The following is an 18,337-nucleotide window of genomic DNA, read 5'->3' as shown; positions in this document are numbered from 1 at the left end:
AAAACCCGGAAAATCCTTTCCGGGGCAAAGGTTTGGTTAGAATAGTATTTAGTAGGCGTTATCCTCGCCATGAATTACGTTGATAATAGTCATAAAAAGAATCTTTACGTCGAGCATAGCAGTCCAGTTTTCAAGATACCAGATATCGTGTTTTACACGCTTTTCCATTGAACCCGGTGCTTTGGTTTCTCCACGGAAGCCATTGACCTGTGCCCATCCGGTAATTCCTGGTTTCATAAAATGGCGCACCATGAATTCACTGATAATTGCCCGGTACTCTTCTGTATGGCTCAGCATATGTGGTCTTGGCCCGACAACGGTCATACTTCCGGCAAATACATTGAAGAATTGCGGCAGCTCATCCAGACTTGTTTTGCGCAGGAATTTACCAATCGGCGTAATACGATCATCGTTTTTAGTCGCCTGTTTTTTATCACTGGTGCTGTTCATACGCATACTTCTGAATTTCAGACACCAGAATGGTTCGTCATTTCTACCACTGCGCAGTTGCTTAAACAAGACAGGCCCTTTACTTTGCAGCTTGATCAGCAGTGCAATAATCGGATATAACCAGCTTAGAATAAATAAGATAACAAGTCCACTGAATATAATATCAAAAGTTCGTTTTTTGAACCTGTTCCCCATCAATTCCAGGGGTTCGTTACGCAAAGTTATGATCGGAAATTCATCACCCATATAACTCATGGTATAGGGCGCATCCAAAGTTCCTGCTATATCAGGAATGAATTTCAGGCGCAGACATTGTTTATCTGCCTCTCTAACCAGAGAATGCATTTTTGACATTCTTTCGGGCGGAACTGAAACATATAAGTCTTTGACACCACCTGCTGCTGCTGCCTTCATTTCAGCAATAGCAAAGTCAGAGATCAGGCCTGTTTTATCACTGTAAAAGTCTTCATCCTGCTCCGCTATAATCCCATAAAAGTCTACGTTATTTTGTTTGGTCAGATAGCTGGCCAGCCGGTTGCCTGTAGGATTACCTCCCATTACAGCCACCTTTTTTGTCACGTGGAATTTATTGATTAACAGAAATTGCAAAGATGTTCCTACAAAACGATTTAGTATAAATGCACTGGAAAGCAGGAAATAAAAGACCGCAATGAAGGTTTTTGAAAAGTCTATATTCTTTTCCAATAACAGGTAAGCCGAAAATAACACAGCATGCATCAGTACACTTCTCCAGGTACTCCTGTAAATACGCTCCAGGCGCCTTGCTCCATATTCGGTATACATACCAAAAAACAAGGCATTAAACACCCAAATCAGATTACATACAATCACATAATGATGTAATAATTCATAAGAAACATTTTTTCCCATGTAAATACTTAAATCATAGGCGGCAAAGTAAACCAGATTAAGCATTAACAGGTCAGTGACGGGTAAAACATACCTCAAAAGGTATAAATAACGTGTTTGCATAGGGAGATTTATTTATAGACACACGAATATAGCAAATAAGCGTCAATCGCAAAGAGAATTATCAATTTTATTGCAATATTTAACTTAAAAAGTTTTTTATAGCCGAATATTTATTATTTAATCAAAATTTAACAATAATTGAACAAAATAAAAGCGCTATACTCCTTATGGTTTTAAAAGCTTTTTTTAGATTTCATTTAAGAATAAAATAACCTGAATAACACTTCAATACGAAAAAAAGAGAAACAACCTGAAAACATTCCGTACAACCTATAGTGATATTTCAAAAAAAAAAGATCCCCCGGATGGGTATCCGGGGGATCTTTTCAGCACAGCAAAAAGCTGTAAAAATAAATTTACTTCAGTAACTTCAATAAGTATTGTCCATAACCACTTTTAACCAAAGGGTTAGCTATAGCAGTCAGTTGCGCTTCATCTATAAAACCCATCCGGTAAGCGACTTCTTCGATCGCCCCAATTTTTTGCCCCTGACGTTCTTCAATAACCTGAACAAATTGCCCGGCCTGCATCAGAGAGTTAAATGTACCAGTATCCAGCCAGGCCGTACCCCTGCTCAGCACACCAACTTTTAATTTCCCCTGCTCCAGATAAACTTTGTTCACATCTGTAATTTCATATTCACCGCGCGGAGAAGGTTTGATATTTTTCGCAATCTCTACGACACTATTATCGTAAAAATACAAGCCAGGAACTGCATAATCAGATTTAGGCTGAACTGGTTTCTCTTCAATAGAGACCGCTTTTTTATCTTCATCAAATTCCACAACACCGTAACGTTCCGGATCAGAAACCTGGTAGGCAAAAACAACACCCCCTTCAGGATCTGCACTTGCCTGCAATAATTTAGACATCCCTTCTCCGTAAAAAATATTATCACCCAGCACCAGCGCAACTTTATCTTTTCCAATAAAGTCAGCACCAATCACAAAAGCCTGCGCTAATCCATTCGGCTCAGCTTGTACAGCATAGGAGAATTTACATCCCAAACGGCTTCCGTCACCCAGCAGTTTTTCAAAGTTAGGCAAATCGTGAGGTGTAGAGATAATCAGCACTTCCCTGATGCCGGCCAGCATCAAAGTTGACAGCGGGTAATAGATCATCGGCTTATCATAAACCGGCATCATTTGTTTACTCATCACAAGAGTCAGGGGGTGCAAACGTGTTCCACTTCCTCCTGCCAGAATTATTCCTTTCATATTTTAAATTTGAGGTGCGTTAATTAAAGCCAATTGATCAATACAAACTAATAAGCTGTCTCTCCAGTATGGGATCTCTAAATCAAAAGTCTCTTTAATTTTAGTTTTATCCATGACAGAAAACTTCGGCCTTACTGCCCTGGTTGGATATTTAGAAGTAGGAATAGGGAATAATTTCACCTGTGTATCACTGATTTCAAAAATACCCTGTGCAAAATCGTACCAGGAAGTGACCCCTTCATTGCTGTAGTGGTAAACACCGTAAGCCGCCTTTCCGGATTCAATAATAGCCAAAATTGCTTTTGCCAGATCGATCGCATAAGTCGGCGTACCAATCTGATCAGCAATAATATTCAGCTCATCTCTTTCTGCACCTAATTTCAGCATAGTTTTCACAAAGTTGTTTCCATATTCTGAATACAACCAGCTGGTACGTACAATGAAATGCGCAGACAAAACAGCTGCAATATCTTTTTCACCCGCCAGCTTAGTCACGCCATAAACATTAACAGGTTCAGCAGTATCTTCTTCTTTCAATAGATTAACACTGTTACCAGCAAAGACAAAATCAGTAGAAACATGAATCATTGCCGCACCGTAAGCCTGGCAAAGCAGTGCAATATTCTTTGCACCATCCCTGTTGATCTGCTCACAAAGCTCCACATCATCTTCTGCTTTATCTACTGCGGTATAAGCCGCACAGTTAATCACGAATTTCGGCTGCTCTGCGATAAATAATTTTTCAAGCCCTGCATAATCCAGTATATTCCCTGCACTTTCATCAGGAAAAGAGATAGAACCGAACTGTTTTTGCGAAGCTACTTTTTTGATACAGCTACCCAGCTGACCAGATGCACCTAATACTAATATATCCATTTATCTTTCTGCGTATTGCGTTTCATAATAAGACTGATAATTTGACGAAGTCACATCATCCAGCCATTGTTCATTTTCAAGATACCAATCTACAGTTTTAGCCAGGCCTTCTTCAAATTGAAGACTGGGTACCCAGTTTAATTTTTCCTGAAGTTTAGAAGAATCAATTGCATATCTCAAATCGTGGCCTGCACGATCGGTCACATAAGTAATCAATTGTTCAGAGGTACCGGATAAACGCCCAAGTTTTTCATCCATAATCCTGCAAAGCAATTTAATCAGGTCAATGTTTTTCCATTCATTGTGACCACCTATATTATAGGTTTCTCCTGCATTTGCCTGGTGGAAAATTACATCAATCGCACGGGCATGATCTTCTACCCAAAGCCAGTCGCGCACATTTTCACCTTTACCGTATACAGGTACTGCTTTATTATTTTTAATATTATTGATCGCCAGCGGAATTAGTTTTTCCGGAAAATGATGAGAGCCATAGTTATTCGAGCAGTTGGAAATCACCACATCCAGGCCATAGGTATCGTGGTAAGCACGAACAAAGTGATCCGAACTTGCTTTAGAAGCAGAGTAAGGGCTATGCGGATCATAAGCGGTAGTCTCGGTAAACATACCGGTTTCACCTAGTGCTCCATAAACTTCATCTGTGGAAACATGATAAAAACGCTTATTCGCGTAGTCGCCTTTCCAATGTTCTTTTGCAGCATTCAGCAGATTAACTGTCCCAATCACATTGGTCATCACAAATTCCATCGGATTGGAAATAGAACGGTCCACGTGTGATTCGGCAGCCAAATGGACAACGGCATCAAATTGCGCCGTACGGAACAGCTCAGCTATAAAAGCGGCATCCACAATATCGCCTTTTATAAATTCATAATTTGGCGCTGCTTCTATATCAGTCAGATTTAAAAGATTCCCTGCATAAGTTAATTTATCAAGGTTTACGATCTGATAATCGGGATAGCTCTTCACGAACCTGCGCACTACATGGGAACCGATAAAGCCGGCACCACCGGTAATTAAAATTTTCTTAGTCATCATTATAAATTTAATGGTTGATTATCCTGATTTTTATTTCCACAGATCAGCAGGATACAATCCCTCTGCTGTCAGCTCCAATAGTCTTTCTTTAACGATCTGTGCATCTTCTTTAAAAGTCACACCAAACCATTTAGATTGAGTTGGGATCATTTTCACTACCCCCTCACCTGCATTGATCAGCTGATCTGCAACTTCCGGGATTAAAAACTCAGCTTTCAGGTCATTTACATTTTCCTGAAGAAACTTAAGATAACCAATTTCACTCCAATTCACAAACTCCGGCGTAAAGCAAAAGAAGTTCATACTTACTTTGGTATCCAGCGGTAATTCAATCAGCGTATCCCCATCCTTTGCGATTGCTTTACCATCCTTTTTAACCACTTCTTTACGCTCTGTGATCCCCGTAATATGACCGGCTGCATTCACATTAATCTGACCACGGGTCACTGAGCCATGATCACTTAAGCTATTTTTAAGTTCATATCCGATACAGGCATATTTTCCTGCTGCGGCTTCTGTAGTCAGAAAATCGTAAGCTTGCTTAAATGCATCATCACCATAAAAGTCATCCGCATTGATCACTGCGAAAGGCCCATCTAAAACCTCCTTTGTACATAACAGCGCATGTTGTGTCCCAAATGGTTTTGTACGTTCAGCAGAAATCTCCTGGCCGCCACTAAATTTATCCAGAGACTGGTAAACATAGTCCAGCCCAATTTTACCCGCAAGCTTAGGTTCAATAGCAGCTTTAAAAGAAGCAGCAAATTCTTCACGGATGATAAAGATCACCTTACCAAACCCTGCTTTAATGGCATCAAAAATTGAATACTCCATAATGGTTTCTCCGGAAGGCCCAAAAGACTCAATTTGTTTATTGCCACCATAACGGCTCGCCATTCCGGCAGCCAAAATAACGAGTGAGGGTTTTAATTTAGTCATAAGTAGAAATGTTATAGGTACAAATATAACACTCTTAAGGATTTTACCTCATTAACACAGCATTAAATTTTCACTTAAATTCAATATATTAACATAACAAGCCTTTTATTAAACGCAAATAGCAATAGAAACATAATTATAATAACATAAAAATAAATACATTTGCAAGAAGAGGATGAGATTAAGGTTAAAAAATCATTAACTCCTGAATTCACCAGCAGTTTATAAGGAATAATTCAATAATTTTAGAATCAAGGGGAATAACTGCCATTAAAACCTCAGGCTATACCTTATTATTGTTTAATAAACTGCTAAAACGAAACAAAAAAGAACCAGATACATAAATAAACATAAGATTTTCAACCATTTAAGAGCAAACCCATTCAACCAGAAAAAATGAAAAACAACAACTTTGTATTGATAATGGCCGGCGGAGTCGGCAGCAGATTCTGGCCTAAAAGCCGCAATGCCTACCCTAAACAATTCCTTGACATCCTTGGAATCGGCAAATCGCTCCTTCAATTAACATATGATCGTTTTTTGAAACTATGTCCGCCTGAAAATATATACATTGTAACTAATAGTCAGTACAGCAATATTATTATAAATCAACTAAAAGGAATTAGCTTAGAGCAGTTAATTTGTGAACCCAGCCGTAATAATACCGCCCCATGTATCGCTTATGCCTCTTTTAAGCTAAACAAAATCAACCCGGATGCAAACATTGTAGTCGCCCCATCAGATCATTTCATATTACATGAAAATATCTTCATTGATAAAGTTAAGCAGGCATTAGCTTATACAGAACAGCACGACGTACTGGTTACCTTAGGGATCGCACCAACCAGACCAGATACAGGATACGGCTATATCAAATATGCGGCAGACCAGGATCAGGGACTCCATAAAGTAATTCAGTTCACAGAAAAACCTTCGCTCGAAAAAGCAAAAGAATTCCTGAAAACAGGAGATTACCTATGGAACGCTGGTATTTTCATCTGGAAGGTCGGCTCTATCCTTAAAGGACTAAAAGAACACGCAGAAACCATATACACAATGTTTGATAGCGGAAAAGAGGTATACAATACTTCTGAGGAACAGACATTCATCAGCGAAAACTATCCAAAATCACCAAACATATCTATTGATTATGCGATCATGGAACAGGCCGATAACGTTTATACTATTCCTTCAGATTTCGGCTGGTCAGATCTTGGAACATGGGCTTCTTTGTACGAGTCTGCCCCAAGAAATGATGACAACAATGTATTATCTGCCAGACAAATCAATATAAAAGACACGCAGAATAGTATCATTCATATCAATAGTGATAAACTGGCTATTATCCGCGGCCTCGATAATTTTATTGTCGTAGATGAAGGCAATGCTTTATTGATTTACCCTAAAGACCAGGAACAGGAAATCAAGGAAGTGGTGAAAGAAATGAGCATCACTTTCGGAGAAACCTTCATTTAAACAAAAACAGCTCTCTATTAATACAAACGCGCTACCGTACTTTTTTTATCTTGATCCTGATGAGTTTTATTGAAAACCTTAACAATAAGTTAATATTAATTCCCATAGCACTTCTGGCACTGACCAGCCAGACCAAAGCACAAACCTTTAAAGGTATAAAAGCCGAAGTGGAGATTCAGGCCATCGGAACAACCAGCGGCGTTGTTCCTTTCTGGATGCGGTCAAACCAGTTCGGATCAACCCCTTCTGTTGGTGCATCGGCAAGTTTTATCGCCAGATTTCACCGTGATTATAGTATACCATCTTCAGTTGATAGTGTATCAGGAAAGAAAAAACTGTTAGACTGGGGTTTTGGCTTTGACGGGAGAGCAAATGCCGGAAAGGAATCAGAAATCCAGTTGATCGAAGCTTATGCCAAAGTAAGGGCTGGAATTTTTCAATTAAAGGGTGGAAGGACAAAGGATGTAATGGGACTGAATGGAGACACCTCATTAAGTTCAGGAAATTTCTCCGTCTCAGGAAATGCATTGGGCATACCAAAAATAGAGCTTTCCATTCCCAATTATTATACTTTACCGGTATTTAACGGGCTTTTCGCCATCAAAGGAAACTTTGTGCATGGCTGGGTTGGAAAAACAAGAATTCTGGATGTGATTACCGGTTCGCAGTCCAGTAACCAGGTTTATACTATCCAGAACACCCACCCTGCTACTTATTTTCATCAAAAATCTTTGTATGTTCGTTTGGGCAGAAAAGATTGGAAACTAAAGCTCTATGGCGGGTTCAACCACCAGGTTTATTGGGGGAATGAAAAGGAAGCATATGGCCCTAATTTCAAACTTTCTCCGCTCAAATCATTCTTTTATGTAGCAACAGGTAAATCTTACGGAGCCACCGGCGTGCCAACTTCTAAAATTGGCAATCAGCTGGGTTCTGTGGACCTGGGCGCTGAATATGATTTCAACAGTATTAAGGTCATGGTATACCGCCAGACTTTTTACGATGTCGGCGCCTTGTCTAAACTGGCAAATATCAGGGACGGTTTAAATGGGATTAGTTTAGAGAATAAGAATTACAACCGTAAAAATCGTGGCTTTGAGTGGAAGAAAGCATTATTTGAGTTCTTTTATTCCAAAGATCAGGCAGGCTATCCGTGGTCTACCCCTACCAAATCTGGTGATGAAGATTATTACAATAACTTCTATTATATGGAAGGCTGGTCTTATAAGCGTATGGGACTTGGAAACCCTTTAATTACCACAAGAGACGATGCACGAAAAGGGCAAGCTTACCGGTACGCAGATAATTTTATCAATAACCGGGTAGTTGCAGTGCATTTCGGTTTATCGGGAAGCGTACAAGATTGGGATTTCACGACGAAACTTACTTACTCGAAGAACTACGGTACTTTCGGAACGAGTATTTACGGAGGTTCAACGGGCTCGATCAGAAATCCGCAGACCAGCAATATCTTTGTCCCGGTTGATCAGTTTTCTTTTTATCTGGAAGGGATGAGACCAATCAACAAGGGCTATAGTCTTGGTTTTGCTACAGCCCTTGATCAGGGTAAATTACTTTATAATTCTTATGGTTTGCTTTTAAAGCTGAGAAAAAGCTGGTAAGATTTACCGGCTGATCTGTCCTTTAACGGTAGCAAAGTGATTTGCATATTGATCAACAATCAATTCCCAATCATAGATCCTGGTAATCTTATCCCTGTTATTTGCAATCATCGATTGATAGAGATCCTGATCATAAACTACTTTCAATAAGTGCTTTTGAACATCGGCTGCATTCTGGAAATAGATCGCATCACTTTCTAAAATGTACTTATTGAAAGGATTATCATTTGCACAGATCAAACTGCTTGATGCCATAGCCTCGAGCAGAGATGGATTAGTACCGCCAACGGTATGCCCATGAAAATAGATCTTTGAGAAATGTCTCAGACTATTCAGGATTCCAATGTTATAAATACCACCAATAAACCTGATTTGAGGATAGGCAGCAAATTTTGCTTTCAGATAATTTCCGTAAGCGGTTTCGTGTTTGCCGACAACCAGAAACGGGATATCAAGATTCGCCATCGCTACACCATCCAGGATAACTTCAATACTATTTTCAGGCTCTAATCTGGCAATCAGCATATTGTAGGCATACGGAGCGAGTTTGTATTCCTGAAGCACATTCGGATCAGGATTTTCAAATAAAGTAGCCCCGTAAGCGATGAAGGTGGAGTCTTTTTTATATTTATCTTTCAGATAGTCCTGAATCCCGATAGAATCTGAGATCAAATGATCACTATATTTAACACCAAGGCTTTCTGCGTACCTTAAGAATTTCTTTACTTTTTCTGAATACTTTGTCCGCTTCCATTCCAGTCCATCCATATTGGTGGTCACGACTACTTTTTTTGGCAGCATCCAGCCCCAGACCGAACTACTGGTATACCCGAGTTGCAGAATGATATCACAATGCTGTTTTCTCACATCAAGAATACAGTTCAGGTCATAAATAAACTGGCCGGCAGTACCAATTTTATCTTCAGGATCGTAACAATGCACCAATTTAACACCATTCCACTCCTTTTCCTGGCAGGGATGGTTATGAGAGTTGTAAACGATAACTTCAAATCCTCTTTTCACTAACCCAAGCGCAAGGTACTCTGCACATTGTTCAAAACCACCATAATAGTTTGGTATACCTCTTGTCCCGATTATCGCTATGCGCATATATGATCTTTGCTAATTATATTATAAAATTTATCTGCGATCACCTGCCAGTTATATTTACTGGTGATCTCTTGTTTGATTTGTTCAAAAGGGTATTCCTGATCATCCAGCACTGCACGTAACATAGATTCAAACCCAGGCTGATCTCCGGGGTCAAATAAGTATTTGAAAAAGCCAAATTCTGACATTGCCGTCTGATTGGAACAAATCACCTTACATCCATTTATGGCCGCTTCTATAGGCGGAATCCCAAAACCTTCTGCTAGGGATGGAAAAGCAAAGACTTCTGCCTGCTGATAGAATGCATTCAGATCCGGCCAGCTGATGCCTTCCAGAAAGTGGATATATTTCCGGTTATCGTCATTGATCAGCATTTGCAATTCATCAAAAGCATCTTGCTCAATTTTCTCTTTTTTACTCCCGATAAAAACAAGGTTATAACCTTGTTCGTAGAGCTTTAAATTCAGGAAAGCGTTTAACAGTCCACTGTGATTTTTTCTGGGCTCAAAGCGGCTGACGAACAGGATATATTTCTCGATGCCATATTTCGCTTTGATATTAATTTCGGATCCGACCTTCCCCGGGCTTACCGTAACGGCATTCGGGGTTACATGAATCTGTTCTTTAGCAATCAGGAACTTTTTAGAAACATCAATTCGTGAATATTCTGAAACCGTCAATACAATATCTGATCTTTTAGCAGAAGCCCAAAAAAGCACCTTTCTGCTCATGCGGTAAGACCAGGGAAAATATTGTTTAAATTCTAAAAACAGCAGGTCGTGAACGGTATTGATGAATTTACAGTTTTTAACAAAGGGGACTATATATTGGAAGTGCGCATAGTCATATTTCCCTTCTTTGATTAGTTTAGGATATTCGGTCAGCAGTCTTTTGATGCTTGAGCCTGCATTCAATTGTACAAATTGAAATCTTGGATCAGGAAACAGTGCTTTTAAATGCTGAAGGTCATTTGCGCATAAAGAGATTTCGAGTCCTTCGAATTCTACCAGCGCAGAATATAATCCATACATGTAAGTAGCGGTACCCTGAAAAGAATGATCAAAAATATGTGCGTCGAGCAGAATTCTTATCTTTTTTTGTATCAAACTCATTATTGTTTATTTAAAGCTTTTTGTAGTCCCCTGAGGAAGTTTGGCCCTTTTGCAGAGGGAGTCAGATAGGCACCTTCTCCGTTTTCATTCCATGCGTAAAGCAGTGCAATGTTTTCTTTGGTTGTATGTGCTGTATTTTTATTCATCCAGGTCATCATTCCGGAAACGGAGTTATAAACTGATTTTTCAGAATAACCGACAAAATAAGGAGCGGAATCATAGGCATTATTTGCTGCTGCCCAAGGTCTTGGGTCCCAGTTCAGGGTGGATACAGGGATATAGGGCAGGTCACTGATTTTAGCAACCCTGTTCCATAACCTTTTCTCGGCAGTCCGCATGCTGTCAATAGGAATCTGTGTAGTTTTCGCCGTAAAACCTGCGCTATGCTGGTTATAGCCAGTCAGGATATCAAAGCCACAATCTTCTGCTTGTTTGATGCTCCGTGCATCACCAGAAATACAGGCGGCCATGGTTACACCGCTTAACCCGCCAGCTGTTGCAGCAGTTTTTAAGTCCTGAAAAGCACTTTTAACAGCATCTGCTGACCCCAGATCTTTAATGAGATTCTCGACTGAGAAAATGATAAGCAGCGGTTTACCATTTACTTTTAAATAGTTTGGCGTTTTAAATTGCTTTACCCATTCTGCCTGGACCGTACTCCAGTCAGCTGTACCTATTTCAAATCCTTTATGGTTAGCCACCATCAGGCAGTATTCCATTTTACTGGTATTGGCAGACTTTTGAAAATACTTCAATGCATTATTCAGGGGCTCTGTTTTAAATTTGTCTTTCCCGCTATAATACCAGCAGAAACTAAAGAAAGAAAGCCCCGCATTGGAGGCCGCTGTAATCTGCTGGTCAACAACGCTCTGAGAGCTTGTGATCCAGCCCCATTTTGGTTTCCTGTTCGCAAAGGAGTTCATTAGTTTAGGGCTGATATGCTGTGCATATTTTCCAGTCCATCCGTCAAAATAATAAGCTCCTAATTTAATATCAGCAGCTGGTTTTTCTTTTGGGCTGCTTTGAAAGCCGCCGGTAAACGGGATGATCGCAATCGCCAGGATCGCAATGTTCATCTTAAGAGGAAGAAACGATGTCAAATTCATAAGCTATTGGAAAACAGTATATTCATTACTAAAATACTTTCTTAACTGCGCGTAGATATAAGTAAATTTCTTTTTTTCTTTACGGGCCAACCGCTCAATCATTTGCGGGGTGAGTAAAGAAATCCCTTTAACGCCAAAAAATTCATGGGCATAGATAATGGTATTAGAATAAACGCCGACAACTTCTTTAAATTTCCCGTTCAGCAACATGGATTCGGCCGGAATGCCATAATCTTCAAAAAACTCCACCCGGTTGGAGGTGAGCTTACTTAGAGCTTCAATTTTTTCCGGGCACGACCGTGGATGAGGTTTGATAATCACCGTCATTTTTAAGTCGTTACAACGTTGAATAAATTTCTCATACAATTTCAGCTCTTCTTCCAGAGGAACAACTTTATCTTCGGAGAGAGACTGGCAAAGCAGCAGCACATCTTTACCTTTGAAAGTATCACTTCCTTCGGTAATCTGATACGCCGTTTTTAAAACGGTCAGGAATTCTTTTTTAAGGCTCGCCAGTGGAACATAACGCTCCGGGCTCACTTCTTCAACCTTACTGAACATGATCACCTGGCTGAACACAGGATAATAGTTTTTATAGACGTAATATTTAACTTTCGACTGGATGAACAGATATCCGGCAATCTGTTTTAACAAACTGTGGTGTTTAAGTTCCGGAAGATAGTCCAGGATCCCGTCTTCTGATTTGATATAAGTTTTATCATCCCCAAAAAGATCATAAATGATTTTAAAGAGAACGGTTTGCTCAGAAAAGACCAGGATCGTTTCTACAGTTTTAAAGTAATCGTGTTGCAGGGCCTGCTTAACCGCATCAATATAGGAGGATGCGATGTTAGCTTTCGCCCTGGAAAGCACAGAGAGTTGCGACCATTCAATAATCATACGGATCGAATCCTGTTCGGCATCGAGTATTTTTATAATCTCTGCGAATGATTTCGGAGATGATTTCTCAATGATGTATTGCGGGTCAGTTATATTCTCCTTGAGAATATAGCTCTTAGCCAAAAGAGCTTGCCATGGACTTCCTACTATGATCAACATATATTTTCTTTTCGTTATTTAGCGCTTCAATAGTGATGAGAATTAACAGGGATAATTCTACGTAATAGATTAGAGGCAAAAGGAAGGACACCGCAAGGTAAACCAGGATAATGACGGTAGACAGTGAGCCTTTTTTATAATGCACCAGTGGAAATGACAGGTATACAAATACGGCAGTCATTAAGCCAAGTTCAATAATTACTGATAAGTACCCGGATTCGATAACCAGTGCGTTATCAAAAAATGCGGCAGTATGTGCCCCAACTTTCCCTAAGCCAATACCGTTTCCAATGTTCTCCCATGCAATTTTATAACCTCTGTCCAGACTTTCAAAGTGACCGGCAGAACTGGTATCTTCCAGCGAGGTACTGTTGCTCCAGAAAGTATCAATAGTACTCAGTTCCATTTCCTGAATAGCAGTGGGAACAATAAAAAACTGGATGATCACCACAAACACAAGCACAACCAGATATTTCACAGTTTTGCGGGTAAAAATATTCAGGTAAGGAATGGCAAAGAAGAACAGATAAGTGGCAATGGTAGACCGGGTAAAGGTCAGCACCAAACTAATGGTTAAAACCATATTCAGGGTCTTGGCAAATTTAGCACTAAACAGTTCTTTGTATTTGAACAGTAAAACCAGTGCCAGAATCAGGTATACACTATAAGGAATTGGCGCAATAAACCCTCCTGCCCCTCTTTGCAGTAATCCATAACCGATGTAAAAGGTAAAATTTAGCTTTTCATCGCTAAAGGTGTTGACTGGATAACCAGCGTTCAGGTAAATACTTTCCCCCAGAAATAATTGCTGGATCGTGGTAAATATGGCCATCACAAAGGCACCGATGATAAACCATTTACAGATTTTCTCCCAATCGATCAGATCTGACAACTTATAGAGGGAAATGGTCATTAAAATAGGCAGGAGATAGATCCGGTAACTGTAGGCGGCCAGCAAACCGACACTGTTAAAGAAAAGGTGAGCAGTTAACAGGAAAATAGTACTGAGCAATATAATGAGCTTTATACCACTTATTTTAGGCCCTTTGTGCGTAATAGCCAGAATAAACAGAGCTACCACAGCCAATTCCTTCCACAGCACAATCAATGAGAAATATTTTCTCAGGTACCCGTTCACCAGAAGTGAATGCCATGGAAGTAACAGGACAAGGCTTAAAAATAATCTATTAACTAATGCCTTCATTATTTGTCTTTTTAAAAATGTAGAAGTAAGAATAAAGCGCAATTAAAAATTCTGCTGCCAGCAAGGAAGCAATCGAACTGTATTTCAGATAGCCGAGAAAATACCCCAGCAGATTTAGCACCAGCACAATCACCAATCCGTAAATGGTCAGCCTGTTAAAGATCCCGCCCCCTTCAAAGGCTTGTAAAAAAGTAATGGTAAAAAAGGACATACACACTACACCGATCAGAGCTACTCCTACATTAAAATTGAACCGGATGACCTCTGAAATAGCGGTCGTTTTCGGCACGATGATATGGATAATTTCATCTGAATAATTCAGGTAAACGATCAGAAATAAAACGAAGCACAGTGTGGCACCCAGATTCAGAAACATGGATAGTTTAAGTGCCTTTTTCCTTTCGAGTTTACAGAAGTATGGGTAAACGGAGGTAATCAGTATCGCCCTGCCCATACTGAAAATATTATAAAAGGTGAAAGCGTAAGAGATCATCCCCAGCGTAGTTTTATCAAGCAGGAAACCAACCAGGATCAGACCTATAGAATTATAAGCCCTGGCACAAAAACTACCAGTGGTAAAGAGCATAGTTTCATTAAACTGGCTTTTAGGCCATGTTTTTTTGATCCCTACCAGCACGAGGTTAGATTTAGTGAACCATTTCAAAAAGAATCCGGAGATTATAGCCGCGGCGAGTAACGGGCCGATCTTGGCGACACTGATGATATAACTATTAGTCAGATCAAGCTTCTTCCAGATCAGCAGATAAAGCGCCAGTAAAGCAATTCCGTTTGTAGTGAGGTTGATCAGCGCCTGGCTGGATATTTTACCAACTCCTTTTAAAATCCAGTCGCAGTAGTAGAGATAGATTAAACCCCATATAATTAAAAGGGTGGCGAAAGTAACGGAGTCTTCAATGAAAAAGGAATAGACAATAGAGAATAATACCCAGACTATGAATCCTATAAAACGGAAAGTACTCACGGTAGTGACCATTTTTTTGATGTCCGTAATTTCCTTCAGCTTGATCAGCTCCTTTACGCCAAAATTCTGTGAGCCGAAGTCAATGACAGTCTGCCCGATAGAAGTGATGGTTATAAACAAAGAAAAGTACCCATAAGTACTGACAGAAAAATTCCTGGACACCAGCAGCACAATAATTAAAGTGCAAAGTCTGTTCAGGGATTCAAAGAAAACCGTCTTAAGGATACTGAATTTCATTGGGAAACGATTAGCTTGAATTGCGTGATATAATTTTCAGAAAGAAGTTTCAGTTCAGGGTTATTATAACCCGCAAAAGAAATGTTGTTGACCATAGCTGCGTCATAGTCATTGATAGAATCACCGATCAGCACGACCTCATCTTTATCGTACTGATTGGCTGTTAATACGTTTTCTACCAATTGTTTTTTAGGTGTCGGGGAACCATTGATGGTTTTAAAGTATTTGGAAAGCCCAAGTTCATCATTGATCATTTTAAGCTCTTTACCGTCAGATCCGGAAACAATATGCATCTGGAAATTCTGCCAGTTCGCTTTGATAAATTCAACGCTGTCGGGAATCAATAGCTTTTCATCCAGCAAAAGGGAAAGCATGATCTCAGAAAACTGAGCTGCCAGTTCCAGCACCTGCGTCTCAGTAATTGTTTCTTGCCTGATCTGCTCAAAGAAATACCTGAATTTCACATACCTGGAAAGGCCACCGTTCAGTTCATGATAAGTCATCAGCTCATCTACCTGTGCTTTAGGGTATTGCGCTAACACCAGCTCAAACCCTTTTGATCTTATGGGCATGGAGTCCATAATGACCCCATCGAAATCCCACAATATTACTTTATACTTTGATAGCATCTTCTTTTAGTTTAGCCAATACTTCTTTCAGGTCTTCCGGATTGTCTATCGCAATAGATTCACTGGACAACTCAATCATTCTCACCTCGTAATTCAATTCCAGAAACCTCAAAATCTCGATATCCTCTTCTGCTTCCAGAACAGTCTTATTTTTAGTTTCAGCAAAAGCTTTTAATGCCATGAAAGGAAATGCGTAAACACAAACCTGTCTCCATGCTTTCACAAAATCCAGGCTTTTATTACCTGGAACAGGACTTCTGGACATATATAAAAGCCTGCCATCCGGTCTGAAAACAACTTTAGGCACAGACTTGCTTCTGTACTGTCTTTCATCTGTAATCGGACAATATCCATTGAGGATCTCCCCCGGATAAGTATCCAGGCGGGAGATCATTTTAGTAATATCATCAGGGTTAAACAAGGGCTCATCGCCCTGAACATTGATGTAATAGTCTGCTTTCACCAGAGCTGCAACTTCAGCTATCCGGTCTGTACCGGTTAAGCAGTTATCTGAGGTTAATAAGACCTGAATACCGAAGGACTCGCAATGTTCCACAATGCGCTGATCTTCAGTAGCCACGTATACTAAACTTTTATCTACGGCCTGAATACATTGTTCATAGGTCCGCAATAACATGCTTTTACCGTTTATATCGAGCAGTGGTTTTCCTGGAAACCTGGTCGATTGATATCGTGCGGGAATAACTACAATAAAATTCATTAGCATACCAAACTATAAACTGAACCGGACTGTAAGGTTTTATACCTTGTAGGTGTTAAAGAGATAATATCCTTGCTATAAGTTTCCTGGAAGATTTGGAATAAAAATTCATTTTCGTCCACCAGGCTTCTTTCCAGCTGAGAAATCGAAGCTTCCTGATAACCATCAAAACCAGCGATATAAATCTCTTCTGCTTTTAACTCCAAAGCGGTTTGCAAAGCAAGGATACTATGCGATTCTTTGAACTTATCTGTAAAGGAAATCTGTTCAAATTCGAAGCATTGATCATGGATCTGTGCAGGAATATAAGTACCCATTTTACGCGGGAACGGAGGGAAAACGCAAACGCCTTTAAAATCTCCAAGATCACTGAACACTTTTTCCAAACGATGGCCTTCATTACCAACCAGGCAGTAAAACTGATCTGCCTGGACATCTTTATAGTACAGGGCATTTTTTGAACTTGAATGTACCACAGCTATATTTTCAGTCTGATTGATAAACTCAATAATTGCTTTGGAATGTTCTACAGAATTTGGCCCGCCCCCCAGAATAAGCACTTTATCATAAGATTTTGCAGGCTTGAAAACTGGCAGCTGCTCATTGTCTTTGATATTGTTTTTCTGGTTCTGAAGTGCACGAACCATACTGTTCAGAGAATATACACGGGTTGTATACCAATCCATTACATCTTTTTGAGGCAATGAATTTGATCCTGAAATCATATAAGGTACGTTAGTTCCCCATTCGTATTTTTTCAATAGTTTATCAAAGCCGTCAACAACATTTCCAATCGCATTAAAATCGATATCCATGTTATATTTGGTATTCAAAACTGACAATAGCAATTCAGTTTTTAAATTCCCTGCGCCACGTCCCATTCCTAAAATAGTCGAATCCACAATATCAGCACCGTAATCAACGGCTGTCAATGAATTGATTAAAGCCATCTCCAGGTTATTGTGACCGTGGAAACCAATTTTACAATCAGTTTTTGACCGGATCAGATCCATGGTTTGTTTCACATCATCAGGAAATACACCTCCGTAACTGTCTACCATATAGAAGTAATCCGCCAGACCATCAAGTCCGCTCAGTTCTTCCACGAAGTTTCCGTATTGTTTCCATTTAGACATGTACATTACGTTGAAACCCACTTCGAAACCATATCTTTTGATTTCGGCTGCCAGTTTCAATGCACGTCCCAGTTGCTGTGGATCAAGTGCAATACGCACCATATCAACGATACCGATAATAGGCTGTAACAGGTCGGCTACGTGTTCAACTCTGATATCTTTTTCATTAAAAATGATCACGAGTTTTTTAGTGGTCAGACTTTTCAGCTCCTGCAATTCATATACGGGAGAATAAAAATATTTACCATAATATTCTTTGATAGGAATGCTTCTGTAACCAACCTCTATGTAATCAACTGGCAGGTTGTTTAGAGATGACAGATAAGTATGGACTAAACTTTTATCGAAGTCCCAGTTGGTGTAATAACCACCATCCCTCAAGGTACAATCAAGTATTTTAAACATAACT

The 18,337-nt window shown here is 39.8% G+C and carries 16 protein-coding genes; 2 read left to right on the top strand and 14 right to left on the bottom strand.

All coding sequences use genetic code 11. The features are described 5' to 3' along the window. Nucleotides 1-48: 48 nt before the first annotated feature. The 5 genes from HDE70_RS05195 to HDE70_RS05175 form a co-directional block, all read right to left on the bottom strand. Complete coding sequence (locus HDE70_RS05195; protein WP_183865619.1) at nt 49-1,443, bottom strand: undecaprenyl-phosphate glucose phosphotransferase; 1,395 nt, start codon at nt 1,441-1,443, stop codon at nt 49-51. Between the two features lie 356 nt (nt 1,444-1,799). Continuing rightward, a complete protein-coding gene (gene rfbA, locus HDE70_RS05190; protein ID WP_183865618.1) occupies nt 1,800-2,660 on the bottom strand; it encodes a glucose-1-phosphate thymidylyltransferase RfbA in 861 nt (286 codons plus the stop codon). Between the two features lie 3 nt (nt 2,661-2,663). Further along, a complete protein-coding gene (rfbD, locus tag HDE70_RS05185) occupies nt 2,664-3,536 on the bottom strand; it encodes a dTDP-4-dehydrorhamnose reductase (protein ID WP_183865617.1) in 873 nt (290 codons plus the stop codon). Beyond that, a complete protein-coding gene (gene rfbB / locus HDE70_RS05180; RefSeq protein WP_183890869.1) occupies nt 3,537-4,592 on the bottom strand; it encodes a dTDP-glucose 4,6-dehydratase in 1,056 nt (351 codons plus the stop codon). It lies immediately after the preceding gene. Between the two features lie 33 nt (nt 4,593-4,625). Continuing rightward, on the bottom strand, nt 4,626-5,534 hold the full coding sequence (locus HDE70_RS05175) for an NDP-sugar synthase (RefSeq protein ID WP_183888467.1): 909 nt from the start codon (nt 5,532-5,534) through the stop codon (nt 4,626-4,628). A 396-nt stretch (nt 5,535-5,930) separates the two neighbouring features. Here HDE70_RS05175 and HDE70_RS05170 point away from each other — a divergent pair, with 396 nt between their 5' ends. Together HDE70_RS05170 and HDE70_RS05165 are read left to right on the top strand one after the other, a co-directional pair. Continuing rightward, nucleotides 5,931-7,010 carry a mannose-1-phosphate guanylyltransferase gene (locus HDE70_RS05170; protein WP_183888465.1) on the top strand — a complete coding sequence of 360 codons (1,080 nt, stop codon included), beginning with the start codon at nt 5,931-5,933 and terminating at the stop codon, nt 7,008-7,010. A 59-nt stretch (nt 7,011-7,069) separates the two neighbouring features. Then, nucleotides 7,070-8,632, top strand: coding sequence for a capsule assembly Wzi family protein (locus HDE70_RS05165; RefSeq protein WP_183888463.1), 1,563 nt, complete (start codon nt 7,070-7,072; stop codon nt 8,630-8,632). 3 nt (nt 8,633-8,635) lie between these two features. Here HDE70_RS05165 and HDE70_RS05160 read toward each other — a convergent pair whose 3' ends face one another. The 9 genes from HDE70_RS05160 to HDE70_RS05120 are packed head-to-tail and all read right to left on the bottom strand — an operon-like array spanning nt 8,636 to nt 18,333. Beyond that, complete coding sequence (locus HDE70_RS05160) at nt 8,636-9,742, bottom strand: DUF1972 domain-containing protein (protein WP_183865613.1); 1,107 nt, start codon at nt 9,740-9,742, stop codon at nt 8,636-8,638. Further along, a complete protein-coding gene (locus HDE70_RS05155; RefSeq protein WP_183888461.1) occupies nt 9,733-10,854 on the bottom strand; it encodes a glycosyltransferase family 4 protein in 1,122 nt (373 codons plus the stop codon). Before HDE70_RS05155 ends, HDE70_RS05160 begins: the two co-directional genes overlap by 10 nt. Then, the gene (locus tag HDE70_RS05150; RefSeq protein WP_260159936.1) at nt 10,854-11,960 is read right to left on the bottom strand and encodes a glycoside hydrolase family 99-like domain-containing protein; all 1,107 of its coding nucleotides are present in this window, start codon (nt 11,958-11,960) and stop codon (nt 10,854-10,856) included. Before HDE70_RS05150 ends, HDE70_RS05155 begins: the two co-directional genes overlap by 1 nt. Nucleotides 11,961-11,963: 3 nt before the next feature. Next, nucleotides 11,964-13,019 carry an alpha-2,8-polysialyltransferase family protein gene (locus tag HDE70_RS05145; protein WP_183865611.1) on the bottom strand — a complete coding sequence of 352 codons (1,056 nt, stop codon included), beginning with the start codon at nt 13,017-13,019 and terminating at the stop codon, nt 11,964-11,966. Continuing rightward, the gene (locus tag HDE70_RS05140; protein WP_183888459.1) at nt 12,976-14,223 is read right to left on the bottom strand and encodes a hypothetical protein; all 1,248 of its coding nucleotides are present in this window, start codon (nt 14,221-14,223) and stop codon (nt 12,976-12,978) included. The genes HDE70_RS05145 and HDE70_RS05140 overlap by 44 nt, the downstream gene beginning before the upstream one ends. Continuing rightward, nucleotides 14,207-15,442 (bottom strand): hypothetical protein, encoded by a 1,236-nt coding sequence (locus HDE70_RS05135; RefSeq protein ID WP_183888457.1) that lies wholly within the window; start codon nt 15,440-15,442, stop codon nt 14,207-14,209. Before HDE70_RS05135 ends, HDE70_RS05140 begins: the two co-directional genes overlap by 17 nt. After that, entirely contained in the window at nt 15,439-16,071 is a 633-nt protein-coding gene (locus tag HDE70_RS05130; RefSeq protein WP_183888455.1) for an HAD family hydrolase, read from the bottom strand. The genes HDE70_RS05135 and HDE70_RS05130 overlap by 4 nt, the downstream gene beginning before the upstream one ends. Next, nucleotides 16,055-16,792: a 3-deoxy-manno-octulosonate cytidylyltransferase gene (locus tag HDE70_RS05125; protein ID WP_183865714.1), complete on the bottom strand. Its 738-nt coding sequence runs from the start codon at nt 16,790-16,792 to the stop codon at nt 16,055-16,057. The genes HDE70_RS05130 and HDE70_RS05125 overlap by 17 nt, the downstream gene beginning before the upstream one ends. Then, nucleotides 16,792-18,333, bottom strand: a complete 1,542-nt coding sequence (locus tag HDE70_RS05120) for an aldolase catalytic domain-containing protein (RefSeq protein WP_183865607.1) — start codon at nt 18,331-18,333, stop codon at nt 16,792-16,794. The genes HDE70_RS05125 and HDE70_RS05120 overlap by 1 nt, the downstream gene beginning before the upstream one ends. Between the last annotated feature and the right edge of the window lie 4 nt (nt 18,334-18,337).

Source organism: Pedobacter cryoconitis (genome assembly GCF_014200595.1).
In the GTDB taxonomy this organism is placed as follows: Bacteria; Bacteroidota; Bacteroidia; order Sphingobacteriales; family Sphingobacteriaceae; genus Pedobacter; species Pedobacter cryoconitis_C.
The sequence above is the reverse complement of the archived record's forward strand: the minus strand, read 5'-3'. Positions and strand labels throughout refer to the sequence as shown.